The sequence below is a fragment of the Kyrpidia spormannii genome, from assembly GCF_002804065.1.
Lineage (GTDB): Bacteria > Bacillota > Bacilli > Kyrpidiales > Kyrpidiaceae > Kyrpidia > Kyrpidia spormannii.
This window is the reverse complement of the sequence record NZ_CP024955.1, coordinates 2,733,814-2,759,708: the sequence shown is the minus strand read 5'-3', so window position 1 is coordinate 2,759,708 and position 25,895 is coordinate 2,733,814. Positions and strand designations below refer to the sequence as shown.

The window sequence follows — 25,895 nt, the reverse complement described above, 5'->3', positions numbered from 1 at the left end:
CCCACTGGGGGCCCGTCCGGCAGTTTGTGACCAGTTCGTAGCGTGCCTATGAGGAATGGAAACGGTGCACGTAGATCCTGTACTGCTGGATCCTCTGGATGGTTCGTAGCGTGCCTATGAGGAATGGAAACCAGACGAGCGTGGTTTCGTGGGTGAGCAGGGTTCGCGTTCGTAGCGTGCCTATGAGGAATGGAAACAACCGACACCGCCGGCAACCGGATATGACCTGGCCCAAGTTCGTAGCGTGCCTATGAGGAATGGAAACACCTCGGGCAAATAAAAATGGCCCGAATCCATTCCGGTGTTCGTAGCGTGCCTATGAGGAATGGAAACTTGACAACTCGGGTGGCTGTTGCCCGGCTGGCACGGGGAGTTCGTAGCGTGCCTATGAGGAATGGAAACCCCGAAGTTTTCCAGGATACTCAAGCCCTCGTTCGCCAACGTTCGTAGCGTGCCTATGAGGAATGGAAACTATTCCAAGGTGATCCGGATGTCGTAAATCCAAAAGGCAGTTCGTAGCGTGCCTATGAGGAATGGAAACAGGAAACGTGACCGGATCGCAAAGGCACTCATGGAAAAGTTCGTAGCGTGCCTATGAGGAATGGAAACCTTCGACGTTCTCCTATGATGGCTCCAATAACTTAATCGGGTTCGTAGCGTGCCTATGAGGAATGGAAACCCGAAGTCGACGTACCGCACGAGTATGGGTATCCGACGGGTTCGTAGCGTGCCTATGAGGAATGGAAACTCGGGAGTACGCCCAAACCTGGATAGACGAAGGTGAAAGTTCGTAGCGTGCCTATGAGGAATGGAAACAAGAGGAGGGAGACGAGGGCGGGGAGGGAACCGGCTTGGTTCGTAGCGTGCCTATGAGGAATGGAAACACATGGTTTATGTCTCACCTTCCGCCGCAGATCCCGAGTTCGTAGCGTGCCTATGAGGAATGGAAACTCGGGAGTACGCCCAAACCTGGATAGACGAAGGTGAAAGGTTCGTAGCGTGCCTATGAGGAATGGAAACTTGAAATCGACGCCCGCAAGGGCACGTGGCGTAAATTCGTTCGTAGCGTGCCTATGAGGAATGGAAACCCTACGCCGATGTAAAAACCTCCGACGATAACCACATGGTTCGTAGCGTGCCTATGAGGAATGGAAACGCGAACAACCCGATGGTGGTGGCGGACATCCTGTCCGGCGTTCGTAGCGTGCCTATGAGGAATGGAAACTGTTCCTCGGGGCGACGGGAAGTGGGAAAAGTTACCTGGTTCGTAGCGTGCCTATGAGGAATGGAAACATGTGGCTGTGGTTCACGCTGGGCGGGAGGGGGAGAACGAGTTCGTAGCGTGCCTATGAGGAATGGAAACAACCGCTGCGGAAGGATGTCGCCGCACTTCGGGCCGATGTTCGTAGCGTGCCTATGAGGAATGGAAACGCGAAATCCAAGGCGGACATTCAAAATGAGCGGGAGTTCGTAGCGTGCCTATGAGGAATGGAAACTACGCTCCTCTCGGAATCCACGTCGTAGAATCGCCGCTTACGTTCGTAGCGTGCCTATGAGGAATGGAAACTGAACGAAGGCCGATAGGACACCCGTCAGATAATCGGTTCGTAGCGTGCCTATGAGGAATGGAAACTAATTCAAAATTGTTCCCCCCGCTGGCGGTTGTGGTACGGTTCGTAGCGTGCCTATGAGGAATGGAAACCCCCCGACTCCAATCGGCCAGTGCGGTGATCGCGGCGGCGTTCGTAGCGTGCCTATGAGGAATGGAAACAATGCCATCGATCTCGGCATTTTTACGTAATTCCAATCGTTCGTAGCGTGCCTATGAGGAATGGAAACGAGACGCATTGTCGGCTGCGTTACTGGCCGCCATCGGGTTCGTAGCGTGCCTATGAGGAATGGAAACTCGCAACAGGGACGTGATCGAAGGTGGTCGAATCGAGTTCGTAGCGTGCCTATGAGGAATGGAAACTAGATTCGACATCCCCGAGCTTTGCGGCGCGGTGGACGGCGTTCGTAGCGTGCCTATGAGGAATGGAAACTTTGGATGGCATGGACAGGAATTTGTTGACAATCCCACCGTTCGTAGCGTGCCTATGAGGAATGGAAACTATCGTCCGGATCCAGAAGACAGTTTTCCCCTTCGTCCTTGTTCGTAGCGTGCCTATGAGGAATGGAAACTCGTCCGTTTCTCCCAACAATTCGGCCCGCAACTTGACGTTCGTAGCGTGCCTATGAGGAATGGAAACTTCTGCATCGGTAAAAGGCCCAAAAGCAGATCGGAGTTCGTAGCGTGCCTATGAGGAATGGAAACAACTCCATCACCGACGAGCAGTACGCCAGGACCAACTGGTTCGTAGCGTGCCTATGAGGAATGGAAACTCGGCGTCGCAGCCAGCAGCCGCATCTCTTGGACCGTTCGTAGCGTGCCTATGAGGAATGGAAACGAAAACCATAAGCACAAAATGAAGATGGGCTTAAATGTTCGTAGCGTGCCTATGAGGAATGGAAACTCTATGCGACGCGGCCACGGTGCCATCCACAGAGTCTGTTCGTAGCGTGCCTATGAGGAATGGAAACTTTCGTGCCCACCGCCACTTGCTCCACCCCTTTCTTCGGTTCGTAGCGTGCCTATGAGGAATGGAAACATCCTGCTGTCTGTTTTTACGTCCAGTTCATGAATAAGGCGTTCGTAGCGTGCCTATGAGGAATGGAAACCGCAGAGGAAAGGCGAGAAAACTTTTCGGAGAGTCTCTGGGTTCGTAGCGTGCCTATGAGGAATGGAAACCGGGCGGCAGAAAGATGGGGTATGGTCGCCAAAAACGGTTCGTAGCGTGCCTATGAGGAATGGAAACACGATTCTCATTCAGGTAGCAGCCTTGCTCCTTTTCTGTTCGTAGCGTGCCTATGAGGAATGGAAACTCAGCGTAAATACGCATTACTCCATCACCCCGAGCACCGTTCGTAGCGTGCCTATGAGGAATGGAAACCAACCCGCCGTATAAGCATTACGACGAGCTGGTCGCGGCGTTCGTAGCGTGCCTATGAGGAATGGAAACAATCGTTGTTGGGCCACTGTTGCTTGGTCAATGGCTTGGTTCGTAGCGTGCCTATGAGGAATGGAAACTCGCAACCCCGGACGCCACGTACTCCAACACACCCTCAGTTCGTAGCGTGCCTATGAGGAATGGAAACCCAATAAATCGACGATAGGACCGATAAAACCGGGATGGTTCGTAGCGTGCCTATGAGGAATGGAAACTGGCATGGAAGCCAAAGGGCTTGTGAGGCTGGCCGACAGTTCGTAGCGTGCCTATGAGGAATGGAAACATGTGCGAGTGATTCACCGACGGCGGGAGGGGGAGGATGTTCGTAGCGTGCCTATGAGGAATGGAAACTGCGCATACTGCGATGACAAAAAATGCGCGGTGTGCCCGAGTTCGTAGCGTGCCTATGAGGAATGGAAACGTAAATTCAAGGTCCAAAAAAGTCGGGGCACTTGAGTTCGTAGCGTGCCTATGAGGAATGGAAACGCGGGGTAAAAAAACACAACCCCAGGTGACGGCCTGGGGTTCGTAGCGTGCCTATGAGGAATGGAAACTCAAGGTGCATCCCCGCTCGGTCGGGGTTATGCGGTGTGTTCGTAGCGTGCCTATGAGGAATGGAAACTTGATGCGGGCCCGCTCGGCCGCAAGGACCTTCCTGTGGTTCGTAGCGTGCCTATGAGGAATGGAAACTGCGCGGATGGCGTAAAGCTGGCCGGCTTTCCTTCGATGTTCGTAGCGTGCCTATGAGGAATGGAAACATCGTCAAACGCCAGTTTGAGGCGGCGCAGGAAATGTTGTTCGTAGCGTGCCTATGAGGAATGGAAACCGTACATCGTTCCGTACAAAACCAGAGGGAAGATGGTTCGTAGCGTGCCTATGAGGAATGGAAACTCCGATCGACTCTCCACACCGCGGACGATTTGACTAAGTTCGTAGCGTGCCTATGAGGAATGGAAACCTCGTGGACGACAACCTCCGAGGCCGCCAACAAGGCATCGTTCGTAGCGTGCCTATGAGGAATGGAAACCGAAGCTTCGAGGTGTTGATCGTCAAGTAGAATTGACCCCGGTTTGGCACTGAATTTTGACCCCCCTCAGAAAACGGAAGTCATTGCTTGCCATGTCGTGTCGTCACTCAGGGTTCATCGTCGTCGGCCGTTGTCCCAACGGGCCGAGTGTATCGGCCCTGGCCGCTCCGTCAAGGGACGCTTCGCTCGCCCAAGGGCGCCCTTGACCTCGCGGCTGCGGGCCGATGGGGGGCCCTTAGGGGACAACGGCCACGTGTGCGTGTCGCACACGCACGGACAACATGGGGTACCAAGTCCGCCGGGCTGGTGATTAGGCGGAGGCATCGGCCTTGAGCTTGTCCTTCATCCGGTAACTGTGACCCTGAATGTGAAAAATGTGACTGTGATGCACCAGACGATCAATGATGGCGGCAGAAGCAATTGTATCGCCAAACACCTTGTCCCACTCGTCAAAAGGCATGTTGGTCGTCAGGATGATTGATCCCGTCTCATAGCGCTTGCTGACGAGCTGGAAAAAGAGGTTCGCCCGTTGCTTGTCCATGGGCATGTAGCCCAACTCGTCGATGATCAGCAGGTGGTAGCGGCTCAGCGACGCCAGCTTTTGGGGCGTGGAACGATCCGCTAAACTGGCATACAAGAGATCCGCCAGTTCAGAGGCGGTGAAAAACGCGACCCGGAGTCTGGCCGTGCACGCTTTGACCCCAAGGGCAATCGCTAAGTGCGTTTTTCCAACCCCTGGAGGACCTAGGAAAATAACGTTTTCTTTTCGGTGGATAAAGCCGAGTTCTCCCAATTCCCGAATCTCCGCGGCATGGAGCGAAGGTTGAAACGAGAAATCGAACTCCTCCAATGTACAGATCCGCGGGAATCGCGCCAGATGAATCTTCGTGGCAATGGACCGGTTGGTCTTCTGCAACACTTCCGCTTCCACGAGCCGCGTGAGAAAAGCTTGGTAAGTCAGCTTCATTTTCACCGCGTTCTCAATTTCCCGTTCCACCACCTCCCGCATATACGGCAGTTGGAGCGTTTTGAGATGTTGTTTCAGGGTCTCCATCGCATCTTCGGTCACGGGAACTCCCCCTTGTTAATGCAACAGTTGACTGTAGTAGGACAACGGGCGAATGGTGTCGGCGCGCCGAGATAACGCCTGGACCTCGACGTTTCTCGAAGAGGCGGCCGGTTTTGTCGGGTAGTTGGCCAGCAGTTTCAACACGACCTTCTCGTCCGTGGCTCCGTAAGCCAAGGCCTCCTTCAGGGCCATTTCAATAGACTCGTCGCTATAGGTGCTGCGCATGTCCAGGATGCGGGCGGCATGGTACCGAGCGTTGTGGGCATACCGACGGGTGAGCCCTTGGTAGAATGCCGCACCGCTGGGAAACACCTCGCAGAATCGCTGACGAACCGAGACACGCTCCCGGTGAGGCGCCTGGTGTTCGGGCAGCGTGTGGATCGAGCCGGTGTCTCTCGATTTGACGTGCCGACACAAGAAGGTGCCGTCTGGGCCGTACATCTCGACATATGCCCCCCTGGGTTGCGTCACCCACACCTCCCGGCCGAGGTAGGAGGGCGGGACCGAGTATTCCACGTGATCGACGGAGATGTATCCGTCTCTGCTGACGCGGCGCAAGACGCGCACACTGTCGACATACCTGCGCTCGGGGAGGGGCCGTAAAGCCGCCCGGTCCGCCTCAAACCGCTCCAACGGGGTTTGTCCCAACCGGCGGTGCACCCGCTGATTCTCCGATTCGTCAAAGGACTTCCCTTGGGTAATGAGGTCCTCAAAGTCTTTGAACTCCGTCCCTTTGAGGAAATGCTGTTCCAGCATATAGAAGGCCCGTTCCACTTTCCCCTTCGTTTGGGCGCGGTACGGGGCGCATGCATACGGGTCCATCCGGTACAGTCCCATGACCTTGAGAAATTCCGGGTGGTACCGTACAGCTCCATCCGGCCGATGATCCACGACCATTTGACCGGCATTGTCGATCAGCACCCTCTCAGGCACACCGCCAAAGTGGCGAATCCCGCACTCCAGAGCTTCCAGGACCGTCTCCAGCGTTTGATTCAGCGCAAAGTGCGTGTATCGCATTCGACTATAACTGAGAATGTAACGGTACGCGTATACCTTGACCTCCTTGCCTCCTATCTTTACTGAGTACTCCGACCAGTCGAACTGGGCTTGTTCACCTGGAGCCGTCTCCATCCGCTGAACCCGCACTTCGGTGTGCGGCTGTTCTTTCTTCAGCCGCTGCAGACACCGGTGAACCGCAGAAAGTGAACCTTGGTACCCCATCTTCTGCAACTCCGCATAGATTCGTGTTCCGATCAATTGTTTTTCCACGTACATCTGTCGAATGTGCTCCAGGAATGGGTCTGTTGCCCGAGCCGACGGCTTCTTTCGCACATACTTGGGTGGATCGTCTCCCCGCAAGGCACGACGCACAGTGTTGCGCGAAATTCCCAGTTGCCGCGCAATCGCCTTAATACTGACACCGCGGGCATGGAGTGCTCGAATCGCAGTCCAATCCTCGATAGAGATCAACCCTTTCTCCCCCGCTCCCACTCAGATTAGTAGGAGCGTACCAGTCTATCTGGTGGGGGTCAATTTTCACTGACGATCTGGGGTCCATTTTCAGTGTATATCAACACGAGGGCGAATGGTGGTCGCGAGCGACGGTTCGTAGCGTGCCTATGAGGAATGGAAACCCGTCTCCAAACTCATGTGACTCCTGAGCAACCTCGGGTTCGTAGCGTGCCTATGAGGAATGGAAACTCCTTCTCAATCGTCGCTTCAAGCGACTTGATATAGAGTTCGTAGCGTGCCTATGAGGAATGGAAACTCCTCGGCATCGTTCCGTATGGCGACGACACGCTTGAGTTCGTAGCGTGCCTATGAGGAATGGAAACATGAGCTTCCACGCGGCCTCATCCCACACCACGCCGAGCGTTCGTAGCGTGCCTATGAGGAATGGAAACACCAAATGAGGCAAGCGGTGGAGCGGCAAGGCGGCGCCCGTTCGTAGCGTGCCTATGAGGAATGGAAACTCGAATCTCCGACTCCCGTGGCACTCTCGGCTGTTTCCCGTTCGTAGCGTGCCTATGAGGAATGGAAACTTCTTTCTGGGTATAATATACCACATAATATATTAGTCGGTTCGTAGCGTGCCTATGAGGAATGGAAACGGAATGGATGAAGAACACCGCGACGACTACGTGGCAAAGTTCGTAGCGTGCCTATGAGGAATGGAAACATGCCTTCCGTGAGCATGTTCATCAGGTTCGGCGCCCACGTTCGTAGCGTGCCTATGAGGAATGGAAACCGGCTGACCTCTTTGCCGTTTGGATCGTACAAGATCGTTCGTAGCGTGCCTATGAGGAATGGAAACCCAGACTGGTTTCATCCTTGCGCTGAAGCCATTTGCTGAGTTCGTAGCGTGCCTATGAGGAATGGAAACACGGATGATGGGGGACCGTGAAGTGATCCAACTGGGTTCGTAGCGTGCCTATGAGGAATGGAAACACGTACGGATACACGATCATCCTTGACGTGTCATCGTTCGTAGCGTGCCTATGAGGAATGGAAACCAGCGGGGGGAACTTGACTCAGGTGCAAGAGGTGGTTGGCGTTCGTAGCGTGCCTATGAGGAATGGAAACACGATTATTTGCTCCAAAAGTTTGCGGACGCGTTCGAAGTTCGTAGCGTGCCTATGAGGAATGGAAACTCAGCGGGATCAAGCTGGACCGATACATCACGTTCTCCGTTCGTAGCGTGCCTATGAGGAATGGAAACCACCTCGTGGCCAGGTCCTGGTTTACATCCGCGGGGTTCGTAGCGTGCCTATGAGGAATGGAAACCGGAAGGAAGAGCTGATTCCCTACGTGGGCTGCGTAATGGGTTCGTAGCGTGCCTATGAGGAATGGAAACCCTACCATTTTTGATCGCCTCTTCCTGGCTCCAACAGAACGTTCGTAGCGTGCCTATGAGGAATGGAAACTAAGTGGATCGGCGGCTTCGACACCAAGAAGGCAGCCGAAGTTCGTAGCGTGCCTATGAGGAATGGAAACACTTTGGCGAGGCAATCATTCACAGGCCCGACCCCCTCGTTCGTAGCGTGCCTATGAGGAATGGAAACTCGTTTGGTGGGCGGGATGCAGCGCCCGAGCAATCTCGCGTTCGTAGCGTGCCTATGAGGAATGGAAACCGCCACCTCCACATTTTCCTCGTCGTGCACAACGACTCGTTCGTAGCGTGCCTATGAGGAATGGAAACCTAGCTTCGCGTCCGCTTCGGCAGCCTTCCTCTCGGCCTGTTCGTAGCGTGCCTATGAGGAATGGAAACCGAACGAAGATGGCTCCGGCGTCAAACGAGAGAACATCGTTCGTAGCGTGCCTATGAGGAATGGAAACCGGCGACGTGTCCGACGAGGATGTCATCGCCGCAGAGTTCGTAGCGTGCCTATGAGGAATGGAAACTCTGGATCATAGCCGACCATGGACAGGAACGCCTCAGAGTTCGTAGCGTGCCTATGAGGAATGGAAACTCTTCCGCCTGGTCTTCGATCATGTCGGCCGCGTCCAGGTTCGTAGCGTGCCTATGAGGAATGGAAACCTCCGTACGTGCCGGGAGATGGCCGGGTACTCCCAAGAGGTTCGTAGCGTGCCTATGAGGAATGGAAACATGTGTTACAGGAGGCCAGCATGTGATATACTGGCCGTTCGTAGCGTGCCTATGAGGAATGGAAACCAGGGCCAAATGAACCACCAAGCGTGAAGTTAGTCGTTCGTAGCGTGCCTATGAGGAATGGAAACGCTTCTCAGGCGTATAGCTGGGGTGCGAACCTCATCGTTCGTAGCGTGCCTATGAGGAATGGAAACGAGATGGAAAAGAAATACCGCAAACATGTTGTTGTGCGGGTTCGTAGCGTGCCTATGAGGAATGGAAACCTGGGATGACGAAAGAAAGATGTTGGTCGGAGAGATGTCGTTCGTAGCGTGCCTATGAGGAATGGAAACTAAGCAACGGACGTCTGCGGCAACAGAGGTGTGCCCCGTTCGTAGCGTGCCTATGAGGAATGGAAACCCTATCTGGAGTCGATCGGCGAAGGGGCGCGGGGAGTTCGTAGCGTGCCTATGAGGAATGGAAACATTCTCTACATCCGGGACGGGAACATCGTGGCACCGCGTTCGTAGCGTGCCTATGAGGAATGGAAACTGTGCCGGTCAACTATGCCCCGATAGATGCTCCTACGTTCGTAGCGTGCCTATGAGGAATGGAAACCGGTTTCGTATGATTTTGTCATTTTTATTATACGAAACGTTCGTAGCGTGCCTATGAGGAATGGAAACTAATCCTAGGTTCTATCTTTTTCACGGGTGCTTTCTTTGGTTCGTAGCGTGCCTATGAGGAATGGAAACCGTCGCTCCGACCGTCATGCTTGCGGGGGCGTCCAGTTCGTAGCGTGCCTATGAGGAATGGAAACCTTAGTTCGTCCATTCGACCATCTCCCCCAAAATGAGTTCGTAGCGTGCCTATGAGGAATGGAAACTACCGCGACTATCGGGCGATTTTGTCGGTGCTGAATGAGGAGTTCGTAGCGTGCCTATGAGGAATGGAAACTACCGCCGCCGCAACCCAAAAGACACGAGATAAGCGTTTGGTTCGTAGCGTGCCTATGAGGAATGGAAACCTCCACACGACATCTGCGAAGGTGATCCGCCGACCGTTCGTAGCGTGCCTATGAGGAATGGAAACCCGCGAGTCATTCCAGCGCGTTTCGCCGCTTCTTCGTTCGTAGCGTGCCTATGAGGAATGGAAACCGGCGCAAGGTGGAGCTGCCGATACGGCGCATGCTACTTGTTCGTAGCGTGCCTATGAGGAATGGAAACCGGAGTTTTTCGGGGTGAGCACGGACTACCTGCTCGGGCAGTTCGTAGCGTGCCTATGAGGAATGGAAACATCTCGATCTTTCGGCGGATCGCATTCGCCTCCGCCTCGGTTCGTAGCGTGCCTATGAGGAATGGAAACTCTGCTGATTTCAACCTCCATCACCCCTCGCCCAATTCGTTCGTAGCGTGCCTATGAGGAATGGAAACTGCATCCAATCAACCAGAGCCTTCCTCGTGTCCTCGTCGAGTTCGTAGCGTGCCTATGAGGAATGGAAACCCCTCACCCTCTGCCTCCCGTTCCGTAGTGCCTCGTTCGTAGCGTGCCTATGAGGAATGGAAACAGGCGATTGACGAGTTGGAGAGATTGCGGAGGTTGGAGGTTCGTAGCGTGCCTATGAGGAATGGAAACGACATATCCGGATGTAAATAGATAATGGAATAGAGGTTCGTAGCGTGCCTATGAGGAATGGAAACTCCAGGAACCGCAGTCGGATGATTTTCGCTTCATCCGTTCGTAGCGTGCCTATGAGGAATGGAAACATTTGCCGGAACTGGACCGGAAGGCCACTCGGCAGGCGTTCGTAGCGTGCCTATGAGGAATGGAAACTGCACCGACTCATGAATAGGATTACGTCTAACATTTGAGTTCGTAGCGTGCCTATGAGGAATGGAAACGCATTTTCCGGACTGGTAGCCGCGATTGGGGCGGTGGCGAGTTCGTAGCGTGCCTATGAGGAATGGAAACTCACCAAGCCGTTCTCTTTGCCCTCATGCGGGGTATACCAGTTCGTAGCGTGCCTATGAGGAATGGAAACTGTATGACCACTTGGTAACGTACTCAACTATTCAGCGTTCGTAGCGTGCCTATGAGGAATGGAAACCTTAAAAGGGAGGCAGCTAATATGGCGTACTACACTGTTCGTAGCGTGCCTATGAGGAATGGAAACTTTATTCATACAACAGATGCGAATACATATTCATACATTGTTCGTAGCGTGCCTATGAGGAATGGAAACGCCGTCCATTGAATGAAGTCTCCAGCAACATCGGTTGGTTCGTAGCGTGCCTATGAGGAATGGAAACCGTATAATGCTTGATTTTATTGGCTTTTTTCATTGGTTCGTAGCGTGCCTATGAGGAATGGAAACACCCGTTCTTCCAGCATGGCGGCCCTGGCCATCTCGAGTTCGTAGCGTGCCTATGAGGAATGGAAACTATCTCTCTTTAAACAACGTTCAGCAGCGTCAAAGCTGTTCGTAGCGTGCCTATGAGGAATGGAAACTATCTCTCTTTAAACAACGTTCAGCAGCGTCAAAGCTAGTTCGTAGCGTGCCTATGAGGAATGGAAACTCGACAGCAACCGCATAACCGTCTATGCGGTTTTCCCGGGTTCGTAGCGTGCCTATGAGGAATGGAGGTTGTCCCGGTCGTCGTGGATTTTCGTGACGGCCTTTTTCTTCAATTTACGCGGTGATGGATTTGTTTTCCTGCTGTGGTTGCGGATGTACACATTTGTGTAATGCATCAAGAAGCAGAGGGATTTGGCGAAATCCCTTGACGGTCCTGAACTTTTTCTCCGCCTCCAAAAATCCTGCAGCCGCCCAGCGCAGCACCTGTTCCCCATTCTGCCAGCGCTTGACGTTCCGACTCACCATCCGCACCTTCTCATTGGCTGATTCGATCGCATTCGTCGAGCGCAGAGTTCCCCGAAGCAGTTCCGGAACTCCCAGCCGGATCACGGTCACGGTCTCTTCCATCCCCTCGCGCAAACTGGCTGCTGCTCCTGGATGCGACTTCTCAAGTTGTGCCGCCAAGCGCCGCAGGGCCGCCAGTGCCTCTTTTTCGGTTTCCTGGCGCCAGGCCTCCCGCAATTGCCTCTTGACCCAATCTCGCTGTTTCTCCGGCAGATGCTCCAGGACATTGCGCTCCTTGTGCACCTGACACCGCTGAACCAATGCCGTCTCTCCAAACACGTCCCGTACTGCGGCACGCAAAGCCTTACTCCCGTCGATGACGACCAGGATCCCATCATCGGTTTTCAGTCCCCGGTCCACAAGATCGGTCAGCAGTCCTTTACACACTGTCGCATTCTCTGTCGCTCCCTCCCAGATGCCCAGGATCTGCTTCTGTCCCCCTACGTCAATCCCTAATGCCGCCACTACGGTGTGGTCCGCCATGACGATCCCGTCAATAACTAGCGCCACGTACCGGCGGTCGTCCAGGCGCCGCTGCATGAGTTTTTCGAGCAGCTTCTTCGTGGCGGCAATGAAACGCCGGCTAACGGCGCTCTTGCTCGTGCCGGAGGTTTCCACCTCGTTTCCGACCGGCTCAAGACCAAACGCATAGTTTCGGGTCGACAAGCCATGAATCATCCGCTCCAACGCGGCCTGGGTCAGCAGCGTTGGATCCTGAAAAGCCTGGTAGGTCTCCAGCGGGATTTCATGACCGTCGACGCTGCGTACCCGAACTTTTTCCACAGCCACCTTCCGGCCCCCAAGCATCACGGAGCCCTTTTCCTTTCCGTGTCGCACAGCCTTGCGCTTTGGATTGTGTTTCCCTTTGGGGCCCACCAAAGCTTCGACTTCCTCTCGCATCATGAGTTGAATCACTCGAAGCCCGGTTTGAACCGCCAAGGCCATGAGTCCCTCTTTCGCGCTCTCCATCACGTCCAGTAGCGACAGTTGGAGGGTGAACTGCTGAAAAGGATCTAGTGTCGAAAACAGGCTCTGGTCATTTCTCACAATTTGATGTACCCTTGATTTCATAGGTGGCGTTCTCCTTTCTTGTTGTGCCCAATCCCGTTATACCAAACGGGTTCAGGAGACCGCCACCTTCAAATTTCCACGAAACCTGGGACAACGCCGAGGAATGGAAACATCCCATACCGAAGTTAGAAATCCGTATTTTTGCAAGTTCGTAGCGTGCCTATGAGGAATGGAAACCCGTTCAACAAGGAGATAGGACAACGTTTGAATCAACGTCTAGTTCGTAGCGTGCCTATGAGGAATGGAAACGACGATCCACTGGTACGGTACGTATGGCTCTATCCAGTTCGTAGCGTGCCTATGAGGAATGGAAACAAAGATCGCCATACAGCCCGTTTAATTTCGGGACACTCGTTCGTAGCGTGCCTATGAGGAATGGAAACGAAAGAGGTAAAATTGAATGAGATGGAGTGATGTCAGTTCGTAGCGTGCCTATGAGGAATGGAAACAGAGAAAAAGGACTGGTAGACGATAGTTTTTCTAGCACGTTCGTAGCGTGCCTATGAGGAATGGAAACCTGAAGCCGGTCGGCGAAAACGCCTGGGGAATCGGGGGTTCGTAGCGTGCCTATGAGGAATGGAAACACACAGATGGAAAGACTGTTGATTTTGTACGGACTGGGTTCGTAGCGTGCCTATGAGGAATGGAAACCCTCCCTTTTAAGCAACTTCAGCCGCCCGGCGTTCTAATGTTCGTAGCGTGCCTATGAGGAATGGAAACTCCAGGGGCTGAACCCGGCCAAGAAGCAGTGCTACTTCGTGTTCGTAGCGTGCCTATGAGGAATGGAAACTCCGACCTTACATCCTCGACGCGCACGATCTGGAAGAGTGTTCGTAGCGTGCCTATGAGGAATGGAAACCTTAGTTCGTCCATTCGACCATCTCCCCCAAAATGAAGTTCGTAGCGTGCCTATGAGGAATGGAAACCCCGTAAGTTTTCGTGCCCTGAATGGCATTTTTGCGTTCGTAGCGTGCCTATGAGGAATGGAAACATGGTGCGCTTTACATCAGCGTTACCGATAGTTGGTACACAGTTCGTAGCGTGCCTATGAGGAATGGAAACATGATTAAAGAGGGCGAAAAATGGGAGCCTGGAGACGTTCGTAGCGTGCCTATGAGGAATGGAAACCACTGACCACTCCGCTCACACAGGCACGACCGGCGGGGAGTTCGTAGCGTGCCTATGAGGAATGGAAACCGAATGGCACGGCCTCGACGCGGCGAACGCGCCATTTCGTTCGTAGCGTGCCTATGAGGAATGGAAACTCCACGTCTCGAATCCACAATGCGGGCACGGTACGGGCGGTTCGTAGCGTGCCTATGAGGAATGGAAACTCGTTCAGCACTGGCAGCAAATCACCGGGTTCCTGGGCGTTCGTAGCGTGCCTATGAGGAATGGAAACGGCACAGGAATGTAATCCACATGCCCTAGATATTGTATCGTTCGTAGCGTGCCTATGAGGAATGGAAACGTTGATCGCCCGCGCGCGCGTCCAATACATCATCAGCAGTTCGTAGCGTGCCTATGAGGAATGGAAACCCGAGAATCTCGCCCAGCTCCGCAAGCTCCGCGTCGTTCGTAGCGTGCCTATGAGGAATGGAAACATCACGGTCTTCAGCGCCATCTGGTCGGTGAATTTCTGGTTCGTAGCGTGCCTATGAGGAATGGAAACCACTGGCTGGCCAACGGGACCATCCCGTGGCCGAGGGGTTCGTAGCGTGCCTATGAGGAATGGAAACTCTCTGGGTCGTGCAAACTCACTCACCAGCCTCTCCCTCGTTCGTAGCGTGCCTATGAGGAATGGAAACACCGGGCTCATGTCGAACCTGAAGGACACCATGAATGTTCGTAGCGTGCCTATGAGGAATGGAAACCCGACGAACGAGCGGGAGGGCGCGAAGATCGGCATGTTCGTAGCGTGCCTATGAGGAATGGAAACCTCACGGGCAAACCCTCCTATGGTATACTCGAAGAAAAGTTCGTAGCGTGCCTATGAGGAATGGAAACTTTACGCCGTCGAAGATCATCTCCACCTCCATGTCGGTTCGTAGCGTGCCTATGAGGAATGGAAACAGTCGCGAAGGTCAGAAGAACCTTGCTAAAGCCTGGAAAGTTCGTAGCGTGCCTATGAGGAATGGAAACCCCCTTGGCGCCGGATTTCAACTCGGCCCCGACGACGTTGTTCGTAGCGTGCCTATGAGGAATGGAAACTCGGCTGACGAAGTTAAGGGCCTCATTGAGGGGGCCGTTCGTAGCGTGCCTATGAGGAATGGAAACCAAATCAGGCGCTCAAGGAGGCGGCCGAACCGCTGGCCGAGTTCGTAGCGTGCCTATGAGGAATGGAAACACCAGATCTGCGTATCCGTTTTCCTTGAGCCAGTGGATAGTTCGTAGCGTGCCTATGAGGAATGGAAACGCGAAAAAGACGGAAATATCATCCTTTACGGCGGCCCGCGTTCGTAGCGTGCCTATGAGGAATGGAAACCCACGTGGTCAGCGTCTTGTCTCGGATCTCGGCTTGCCTGGTTCGTAGCGTGCCTATGAGGAATGGAAACTCGCCAAGGCTGAGCGTGGGATGCCGCTCAGCGAGGTTCGTAGCGTGCCTATGAGGAATGGAAACCGCCGTCGTGAATTTCGACACGCTCGCAGACGCCAACGTTCGTAGCGTGCCTATGAGGAATGGAAACCCACCTGTCGCCACAGTTTCACTTTTGGCTTCGGCGCGGGTTCGTAGCGTGCCTATGAGGAATGGAAACCGGCAACCTGGAGTCTGTCTTGATCCGGTCCCCATGCCGGTTCGTAGCGTGCCTATGAGGAATGGAAACTGGTTTTCATTCCACCCACCCCTCCCGCAACCATCGGAGTTCGTAGCGTGCCTATGAGGAATGGAAACCCGCATTTGGGGCATTCCTTTTGCGGGACTGGATGAAATTGTTCGTAGCGTGCCTATGAGGAATGGAAACCAATTCGTGGTAGACGGTCTCTGCGAACGCATAGGCTTGTTCGTAGCGTGCCTATGAGGAATGGAAACGGAACGGATTGGGAACGGACCTTGGAGGGGTTCAGTTTCGTTCGTAGCGTGCCTATGAGGAATGGAAACGCGCCTGGACGCCGAACGACTGGAGCAGTCCGACGAGTGTTCGTAGCGTGCCTATGAGGAATGGAAACCCGTACTGGCAGAAGTCAAGCCTTTAGTTACCGCTTCGTTCGTAGCGTGCCTATGAGGAATGGAAACACCAGACATTCATCAAGTGGAACGCACGCCTAACTGATGGTTCGTAGCGTGCCTATGAGGAATGGAAACGTCTCAAACTGGAGGTGTCCAGCGGTCTCGGCTGGTCCGGTTCGTAGCGTGCCTATGAGGAATGGAAACCGGTTCGGCATCCCTGCAATCCCACAAGATCACGATGTTCGTAGCGTGCCTATGAGGAATGGAAACGGCGATCTCCTTGTCAGTAGCCGTTTTCCTGCCTTTCGGTTCGTAGCGTGCCTATGAGGAATGGAAACAACCGCTTCCCGATCCTTTTCAATCTCTTGCATACGTTCGTAGCGTGCCTATGAGGAATGGAAACCCCTACGCTCCACCTGGTGTTTTCGAGCGCACGCATGGTTCGTAGCGTGCCTATGAGGAATGGAAACCTATGATCCTCTCGTCCAACTCTTTCTGTGCTTCAAAAAGTTCGTAGCGTGCCTATGAGGAATGGAAACTTCTCAGCCGACGCGCTTTTCTCTGTAAAACGCCGCCAAGTTCGTAGCGTGCCTATGAGGAATGGAAACTCCATTCTGCGGACACGTGGATATCAGTCGGAACTGGAAAGTTCGTAGCGTGCCTATGAGGAATGGAAACATCAACCCCTAGATATTCCTCTGCGGTGGCTTCATCCCCGTTCGTAGCGTGCCTATGAGGAATGGAAACTAAGAGATGCGTTGGAAGTCACCTTTCTTCTCGCCGTTCGTAGCGTGCCTATGAGGAATGGAAACAGTTTCGTTTCGGCTTCCTTTTCCGACCGATAGCCGCGGTTCGTAGCGTGCCTATGAGGAATGGAAACATCAACCCCTAGATATTCCTCTGCGGTGGCTTCATCCCCGTTCGTAGCGTGCCTATGAGGAATGGAAACTGTTGATTTTATTATGGCACGATGCCATACATAAGTGTTCGTAGCGTGCCTATGAGGAATGGAAACGTTGAAACAAAAGGCATTCCAAGGTGCATCTGCAACTCGTTCGTAGCGTGCCTATGAGGAATGGAAACACGAAGGAACAGGGCAATGGGGGGTTGCGGCGTATACGGCGTTCGTAGCGTGCCTATGAGGAATGGAAACATTTCGATGACGTCGTTCAAGCCGGGGTGCTTGGCTACATTGTTCGTAGCGTGCCTATGAGGAATGGAAACCTCCGCCCAACTTCTGCACGCGGTAAGGGAATCGAGGTTCGTAGCGTGCCTATGAGGAATGGAAACTTTCCGGCTCCGCCCGACCGCAATGGTGATGTCTGCATCGTTCGTAGCGTGCCTATGAGGAATGGAAACCCAGCGAGTCCCCTGTAGTGCCTGCATGAGCGCGAACTGTTCGTAGCGTGCCTATGAGGAATGGAAACTCTAAGGCACTGAGCATGGCCTTCGTGTCTGCGATTTTCGTTCGTAGCGTGCCTATGAGGAATGGAAACAACCTCGAATCGAGGAGGCGATTTTTTCCCGCATCCTCAGTTCGTAGCGTGCCTATGAGGAATGGAAACCAGCCTGGAGAAGAAGCTTCTGTACCCCTTCCTCACGTTCGTAGCGTGCCTATGAGGAATGGAAACACCCCGAAGATGCTGTCTTCGGGCCGACGAAAGAAGAGGTTCGTAGCGTGCCTATGAGGAATGGAAACGATTTATCAGGCAATATCCTATGGCCATGCGGGGGAAAGTGTTCGTAGCGTGCCTATGAGGAATGGAAACCAGAAGTCGATGACGAAGAAAGCCAACAAAAAATTGTTCGTAGCGTGCCTATGAGGAATGGAAACTATCGTCATCGAGGCGTTTGTGGCTAGGAAATGTAAAAGTTCGTAGCGTGCCTATGAGGAATGGAAACCTTCACTTCCGCATATACCCATCTACAAAACGTGAGGTTCGTAGCGTGCCTATGAGGAATGGAAACTTGCACCGGGGTCATGGACGGACCAAGTATGGGACGATAGTTCGTAGCGTGCCTATGAGGAATGGAAACATGTGAAATCCTCATCGCAACCTAGAACACCCTCCAATTGTTCGTAGCGTGCCTATGAGGAATGGAAACAGCCGTTCCACGCGATGTGCATTCAGCACTACATGAGACGTTCGTAGCGTTGTTGATCGTCAAGTAGAATTGACCCCGGTTTGGCACTGAATTTTGACCCCCCTCAGAAAACGGAAGTCATTGCTTGCCATGTCGTGTCGTCACTCAGGGTTCATCGTCGTCGGCCGTTGTCCCAACGGGCCGAGTGTATCGGCCCTGGCCGCTCCGTCAAGGGACGCTTCGCTCGCCCAAGGGCGCCCTTGACCTCGCGGCTGCGGGCCGATGGGGGGCCCTTAGGGGACAACGGCCACGTGTGCGTGTCGCACACGCACGGACAACATGGGGTACCAAGTCCGCCGGGCTGGTGATTAGGCGGAGGCATCGGCCTTGAGCTTGTCCTTCATCCGGTAACTGTGACCCTGAATGTGAAAAATGTGACTGTGATGCACCAGACGATCAATGATGGCGGCAGAAGCAATTGTATCGCCAAACACCTTGTCCCACTCGTCAAAAGGCATGTTGGTCGTCAGGATGATTGATCCCGTCTCATAGCGCTTGCTGACGAGCTGGAAAAAGAGGTTCGCCCGTTGCTTGTCCATGGGCATGTAGCCCAACTCGTCGATGATCAGCAGGTGGTAGCGGCTCAGCGACGCCAGCTTTTGGGGCGTGGAACGATCCGCTAAACTGGCATACAAGAGATCCGCCAGTTCAGAGGCGGTGAAAAACGCGACCCGGAGTCTGGCCGTGCACGCTTTGACCCCAAGGGCAATCGCTAAGTGCGTTTTTCCAACCCCTGGAGGACCTAGGAAAATAACGTTTTCTTTTCGGTGGATAAAGCCGAGTTCTCCCAATTCCCGAATCTCCGCGGCATGGAGCGAAGGTTGAAACGAGAAATCGAACTCCTCCAATGTACAGATCCGCGGGAATCGCGCCAGATGAATCTTCGTGGCAATGGACCGGTTGGTCTTCTGCAACACTTCCGCTTCCACGAGCCGCGTGAGAAAAGCTTGGTAAGTCAGCTTCATTTTCACCGCGTTCTCAATTTCCCGTTCCACCACCTCCCGCATATACGGCAGTTGGAGCGTTTTGAGATGTTGTTTCAGGGTCTCCATCGCATCTTCGGTCACGGGAACTCCCCCTTGTTAATGCAACAGTTGACTGTAGTAGGACAACGGGCGAATGGTGTCGGCGCGCCGAGATAACGCCTGGACCTCGACGTTTCTCGAAGAGGCGGCCGGTTTTGTCGGGTAGTTGGCCAGCAGTTTCAACACGACCTTCTCGTCCGTGGCTCCGTAAGCCAAGGCCTCCTTCAGGGCCATTTCAATAGACTCGTCGCTATAGGTGCTGCGCATGTCCAGGATGCGGGCGGCATGGTACCGAGCGTTGTGGGCATACCGACGGGTGAGCCCTTGGTAGAATGCCGCACCGCTGGGAAACACCTCGCAGAATCGCTGACGAACCGAGACACGCTCCCGGTGAGGCGCCTGGTGTTCGGGCAGCGTGTGGATCGAGCCGGTGTCTCTCGATTTGACGTGCCGACACAAGAAGGTGCCGTCTGGGCCGTACATCTCGACATATGCCCCCCTGGGTTGCGTCACCCACACCTCCCGGCCGAGGTAGGAGGGCGGGACCGAGTATTCCACGTGATCGACGGAGATGTATCCGTCTCTGCTGACGCGGCGCAAGACGCGCACACTGTCGACATACCTGCGCTCGGGGAGGGGCCGTAAAGCCGCCCGGTCCGCCTCAAACCGCTCCAACGGGGTTTGTCCCAACCGGCGGTGCACCCGCTGATTCTCCGATTCGTCAAAGGACTTCCCTTGGGTAATGAGGTCCTCAAAGTCTTTGAACTCCGTCCCTTTGAGGAAATGCTGTTCCAGCATATAGAAGGCCCGTTCCACTTTCCCCTTCGTTTGGGCGCGGTACGGGGCGCATGCATACGGGTCCATCCGGTACAGTCCCATGACCTTGAGAAATTCCGGGTGGTACCGTACAGCTCCATCCGGCCGATGATCCACGACCATTTGACCGGCATTGTCGATCAGCACCCTCTCAGGCACACCGCCAAAGTGGCGAATCCCGCACTCCAGAGCTTCCAGGACCGTCTCCAGCGTTTGATTCAGCGCAAAGTGCGTGTATCGCATTCGACTATAACTGAGAATGTAACGGTACGCGTATACCTTGACCTCCTTGCCTCCTATCTTTACTGAGTACTCCGACCAGTCGAACTGGGCTTGTTCACCTGGAGCCGTCTCCATCCGCTGAACCCGCACTTCGGTGTGCGGCTGTTCTTTCTTCAGCCGCTGCAGACACCGGTGAACCGCAGAAAGTGAACCTTGGTACCCCATCTTCTGCAACTCCGCATAGATTCGTGTTCCGATCAATTGTTTTTCCACGTACATCTGTCGAATGTGCTCCAGGAATGGGTCTGTTGCCCGAGCCGACGGCTTCTTTCGCACATACTTGGGTGGATCGTCTCCCCGCAAGGCACGACGCACAGTGTTGCGCGAAATTCCCAGTTGCCGCGCAATCGCCTTAATACTGACACCGCGGGCATGGAGTGCTCGAATCGCAGTCCAATCCTCGATAGAGATCAACCCTTTCTCCCCCGCTCCCACTCAGATTAGTAGGAGCGTACCAGTCTATCTGGTGGGGGTCAATTTTCACTGACGATCTGGGGTCCATTTTCAGTGTATATCAACAGCGTGCCTATGAGGAATGGAAACCCGACGCGAACGCGGCTCCAGCATCTGTCACGCTGGCGGAGTTCGTAGCGTGCCTATGAGGAATGGAAACTTTCATCTCGGTCTTTGTCCACCGCCGCGTCACGTCAGTTCGTAGCGTGCCTATGAGGAATGGAAACTATTCTTGGTCCGGTTCTGAGAATTTTCCCTTGTACAGCGTTCGTAGCGTGCCTATGAGGAATGGAAACCCCGCATCCTCTCGTTCTTCTCCGCCCATGTGTCAGTGTTCGTAGCGTGCCTATGAGGAATGGAAACAAAAGATGGTCGCAGATTCGTGGGATAACATCAAACAGGGTTCGTAGCGTGCCTATGAGGAATGGAAACTAACGGTCCCGCTGGTTTCCCACTTCGCGCTATCTATGCTGTTCGTAGCGTGCCTATGAGGAATGGAAACATTCACCCCTAGCCAGCCGGGCCACGGCAACCCTCGTGGTGTTCGTAGCGTGCCTATGAGGAATGGAAACCAGGTTCAGAGCTCTCACGCACATCATGATCGAGTGGTTCGTAGCGTGCCTATGAGGAATGGAAACCACCCAAGTATCCCCGTGATGAGCTTCTGGCAAATGCCGAGTTCGTAGCGTGCCTATGAGGAATGGAAACGTATACCACGTATGCACATAGAAGTCAAGTACCTTTTGTTCGTAGCGTGCCTATGAGGAATGGAAACTTCGGATGCCAGGACCCACGAGCGAGGTCCAGATACCGTTCGTAGCGTGCCTATGAGGAATGGAAACGACTGAGAAATTTCTGCTGGCAGTGGGCACCCTGCACATGTTCGTAGCGTGCCTATGAGGAATGGAAACCGCCGGACTGGTCACAGTCCGAACGCTCCTACACTCTGTTCGTAGCGTGCCTATGAGGAATGGAAACAGGTTGTATGATGACGATATGTACTGCCGGGAGCGTTCGTAGCGTGCCTATGAGGAATGGAAACACAAAATTTCCGTTTGTATCATGATATATTGCCCATCCCCGTTCGTAGCGTGCCTATGAGGAATGGAAACTGAGACACCAGGTAGCCATACAATTGCGGATCGTTCGGAGTTCGTAGCGTGCCTATGAGGAATGGAAACTCTGAATGCGCACCCTCGGTCCTGTCGGGCGGGCGTGGAGTTCGTAGCGTGCCTATGAGGAATGGAAACTGCCGTGTCTACGGTAAGTGTCGACGGCACTCCGCCGCGTTCGTAGCGTGCCTATGAGGAATGGAAACTATGTCAACACACAAGCCAGCGCGGGCGATGTCGACAGTTCGTAGCGTGCCTATGAGGAATGGAAACCCAATAAATCGACGATAGGACCGATAAAACCGGGATGGGTTCGTAGCGTGCCTATGAGGAATGGAAACTAGACGAGGTTAGTTTCGGTCATACCGTTCACGTGCTACTGTTCGTAGCGTGCCTATGAGGAATGGAAACAAGGGGGAGATGCAGAGCCTGGACCGGAGGAGCCCAGTTCGTAGCGTGCCTATGAGGAATGGAAACCTTGGTCTTTTGCCCATGCAGAATAATTCGGTTTACGCCGTTCGTAGCGTGCCTATGAGGAATGGAAACTGCGGAGAGCTGGGCAGAAAAAAAGCGCGTTCGGATACGTTCGTAGCGTGCCTATGAGGAATGGAAACCCTAAGGCTATGGTTGAATGGCTTCGCCGTCGAGGGAGTTCGTAGCGTGCCTATGAGGAATGGAAACCGATCTTTCTTGGGTACAAGATTTTCAAGCGGTTTACGGGTGTTCGTAGCGTGCCTATGAGGAATGGAAACACACCTGATTCGGTGGATGCGTTGGCGTCGGCGATTGTTCGTAGCGTGCCTATGAGGAATGGAAACTCGAGGCAAAAAGGCTGCGACTTTCAAGGAAGCCTACATCGTTCGTAGCGTGCCTATGAGGAATGGAAACGCAATATCTTTCACTTTCCGGCGCCTCCCTTCAGTTGGGTTCGTAGCGTGCCTATGAGGAATGGAAACCAGACGCATTGATAATATCACTGGCCTGCTTCCCGCGTTCGTAGCGTGCCTATGAGGAATGGAAACGAACTCTATGTATCCGGGAAAATTTTCCTAAACAACACGTTCGTAGCGTGCCTATGAGGAATGGAAACCAGTTAGTCATGACGAACCCAACCGGATCTGCCCCGTTCGTAGCGTGCCTATGAGGAATGGAAACATCACGAGTGTCTGGATCAGAAGCCGGATCGCGCTGTTCGTAGCGTGCCTATGAGGAATGGAAACTCGTTCAGCACTGGCAGCAAATCACCGGGTTCCTGGGCCGTTCGTAGCGTGCCTATGAGGAATGGAAACCTGATGTCGATGACACGCCTGGGCTGCACGAGGTCCTTCCGTTCGTAGCGTGCCTATGAGGAATGGAAACTACAGCCACTCGAATGCCTGCACCACGCCGTTCGCGTTCGTAGCGTGCCTATGAGGAATGGAAACAGCAAGTGATCGAGTTCTGTGCGGAGACATACGGGGTTCGTAGCGTGCCTATGAGGAATGGAAACATCGGCATCCCGCTTCTTATCGTTCAGCACTGGCAGGTTCGTAGCGTGCCTATGAGGAATGGAAACACCGGGGGCGGGTGTTCAGGTACGGGAAAGACATCATGTTCGTAGCGTGCCTATGAGGAATGGAAACCGCGCTCGGCGTTCGAGCTGTCGGTCACTGTCAGCCCCGGTTCGTAGCGTGCCTATGAGGAATGGAAACCATCAGAGAACGACGAACTGCGCGGATGGGTGTGGATATGTTCGTAGCGTGCCTATGAGGAATGGAAACCCTCGTCATCACGCACTGGCAGGGGATCAAAGAATTTTTGTTCGTAGCGTGCCTATGAGGAATGGAAACTGTGAACACTCAGAAAATAGTTTGCCTTCGCCTGATTGGTTCGTAGCGTGCCTATGAGGAATGGAAACACCTGTTTCACGGTGGCGCTTTCGTGAGCCAAAAACCGAGTTCGTAGCGTGCCTATGAGGAATGGAAACATCCAGAGGCCGGCGAGGATGAGCGCCGCCGCGTGGTTCGTAGCGTGCCTATGAGGAATGGAAACAAAAACCAGGGAACCACGCCAATCAATGGCTTTTTCCTGGTTCGTAGCGTGCCTATGAGGAATGGAAACTCCGACCTTACATCCTCGACGCGCACGATCTGGAAGTTCGTAGCGTGCCTATGAGGAATGGAAACGCTTGTCAAAGTGACCGGGACCTCGGAGATCCAGTGGGTTCGTAGCGTGCCTATGAGGAATGGAAACGTCAGAACAGCGTGAACTTCTACTACGAGCCGGTCGTTCGTAGCGTGCCTATGAGGAATGGAAACTTCTCGAGGCCTTGCACCAGGCGGTTGCGCAGGGACGTCGTTCGTAGCGTGCCTATGAGGAATGGAAACCTGCACTTGGCGTGCGAGTACCCGACTGTTCAGCTCACGCGTTCGTAGCGTGCCTATAAGGAATGGAAACCCATAGGCGTAGGGATCGGCGGCCACAAACTCCAGCGTGGGTTCGTAGCGTGCCTATGAGGAATGGAAACCAAGTGCCATCATGTGACCCCGTCGCAAGGTCCCCGGGTTCGTAGCGAGCCTATGAGGAATGGAAACCGGATTGTGCTAATCTCAAATCTACCTGACCAGACGTTCGTAGCGTGCCTATGAGGAATGGAAACTAATTCAAAATTGTCCCTCCCGCGGGCGGCTGTGGTACAGGTTCGTAGCGTGCCTATGAGGAATGGAAACCCAAATAGAGCAGTCCGCCTCCGACCAGTGCCAAGATCACGTTCGTAGCGTGCCTATGAGGAATGGAAACGGAAAGAAGAGGAAATGTTAAAACGCATTATTTTCGACGTGTTCGTAGCGTGCCTATGAGGAATGGAAACAAGCATTTTCTTGGGGAGGTGGTGCCCGAAGAGTTTTCGGTTCGTAGCGTGCCTATGAGGAATGGAAACACGGGACGGACATCCCTGGCACAACAACGTATTCGCAGACGTTCGTAGCGTGCCTATGAGGAATGGAAACACTGCCGACAATCCGCAGTATGAGCCGGTGTTCATTCGTTCGTAGCGTGCCTATGAGGAATGGAAACCTGTCCCAGATGCCCTGGTTGTCGTGCAGGCTGGCCTCGAGTTCGTAGCGTGCCTATGAGGAATGGAAACACCACGAATCGGCGGCCTACGTCGTGGAAGGAAACCTCGTTCGTAGCGTGCCTATGAGGAATGGAAACATGGCACCGAACCACAGGAAGAGGACAAAGAGGCCGGAAGTTCGTAGCGTGCCTATGAGGAATGGAAACTCTCCGCGTGCGCGGCGACTGCATGGCGGGCGGGCGTAGTTCGTAGCGTGCCTATGAGGAATGGAAACAAACGTTAGCTCGGTTTTCTGCATACATGGGTGCTGAAGTTCGTAGCGTGCCTATGAGGAATGGAAACCATGCTCTAACCAGCCCCGCCGAATACAGGCAACAGTTCGTAGCGTGCCTATGAGGAATGGAAACTCCGGTATGCGGTTTCCACTGGACCATCGCATATCGTTCGTAGCGTGCCTATGAGGAATGGAAACTCGGAATATTCAACAGATTGTTGTTTCCATCCCGAAGTGGTTCGTAGCGTGCCTATGAGGAATGGAAACCGCCGATGTGACGCTTGTGACGCCCGCTTTCCTGGGTTGTTCGTAGCGTGCCTATGAGGAATGGAAACCGGCCGGGGAAAGGGCGAGCAGTCCGGAGATGGGTACGTTCGTAGCGTGCCTATGAGGAATGGAAACAAAAGCAGGGCGGGGCGCAGGACGTGGCCTCTGCGAAGGTTCGTAGCGTGCCTATGAGGAATGGAAACCACTCGCTGTCTGCACTTGCGGCGCGGGTTCTATGGGGTTCGTAGCGTGCCTATGAGGAATGGAAACTAGATGTCGAACAGCGTCGCGCCGGTCAGGTGCCCAGGAGTTCGTAGCGTGCCTATGAGGAATGGAAACACCACGGCCTGCGTTTCATACTCGAGCAAGTTCACGCGTTCGTAGCGTGCCTATGAGGAATGGAAACCCACGAAGGGAGAGAGGGAAGCAAATGGAAATCACGATTGTTCGTAGCGTGCCTATGAGGAATGGAAACTCGCCACTGCCAACTGGGGGACGATCACGCATATCGGGTTCGTAGCGTGCCTATGAGGAATGGAAACAAAGCGCCCTGAAGTTTCACTTCGACCGTCTC

Annotated in this window: 5 protein-coding genes and 4 CRISPR repeat arrays (2 of these 9 only partly in view); all 5 genes read right to left on the bottom strand. The window is 53.9% G+C overall.

Annotated elements, in window-relative coordinates:
* A CRISPR array of direct repeats spans window positions 1-4,074; the repeat unit is 30 nt; unit sequence GTTCGTAGCGTGCCTATGAGGAATGGAAAC; it reaches 3,517 nt to the left of the window's first position.
* Between the two features lie 310 nt (window positions 4,075-4,384).
* Window positions 4,385-5,143 carry an IS21-like element helper ATPase IstB gene (istB, locus tag CVV65_RS13635; RefSeq protein ID WP_100666831.1) on the bottom strand — a complete coding sequence of 253 codons (759 nt, stop codon included), beginning with the start codon at window positions 5,141-5,143 and terminating at the stop codon, window positions 4,385-4,387.
* Between the two features lie 15 nt (window positions 5,144-5,158).
* Window positions 5,159-6,613: an IS21 family transposase gene (gene istA / locus CVV65_RS13630; protein ID WP_157935348.1), complete on the bottom strand. Its 1,455-nt coding sequence runs from the start codon at window positions 6,611-6,613 to the stop codon at window positions 5,159-5,161.
* Window positions 6,614-6,747: 134 nt separating this feature from the next.
* A CRISPR array of direct repeats spans window positions 6,748-11,377; the repeat unit is 30 nt; unit sequence GTTCGTAGCGTGCCTATGAGGAATGGAAAC.
* Window positions 11,378-11,421: 44 nt separating this feature from the next.
* Window positions 11,422-12,723, bottom strand: a complete 1,302-nt coding sequence (locus CVV65_RS13625) for an IS256 family transposase (protein WP_232796624.1) — start codon at window positions 12,721-12,723, stop codon at window positions 11,422-11,424.
* Between the two features lie 147 nt (window positions 12,724-12,870).
* A CRISPR array of direct repeats spans window positions 12,871-17,998; the repeat unit is 30 nt; unit sequence GTTCGTAGCGTGCCTATGAGGAATGGAAAC.
* A 347-nt stretch (window positions 17,999-18,345) separates the two neighbouring features.
* Window positions 18,346-19,104 (bottom strand): IS21-like element helper ATPase IstB, encoded by a 759-nt coding sequence (gene istB / locus CVV65_RS13620; protein WP_100666831.1) that lies wholly within the window; start codon window positions 19,102-19,104, stop codon window positions 18,346-18,348.
* 15 nt (window positions 19,105-19,119) lie between these two features.
* Window positions 19,120-20,574, bottom strand: coding sequence for an IS21 family transposase (gene istA, locus CVV65_RS13615; protein WP_157935348.1), 1,455 nt, complete (start codon window positions 20,572-20,574; stop codon window positions 19,120-19,122).
* 99 nt (window positions 20,575-20,673) lie between these two features.
* Window positions 20,674-25,895: direct repeats of the CRISPR family, unit length 30 nt; unit sequence GTTCGTAGCGTGCCTATGAGGAATGGAAAC (it continues 4,315 nt past the right edge of the window).

Coding starts and splice junctions, on each gene's coding strand:
- CVV65_RS13625 (WP_232796624.1), bottom strand. CDS start 12,723: ATGAAATCAAGGGTACATCAAATTGTGAGAAATGACCAGAGCCTGTTT.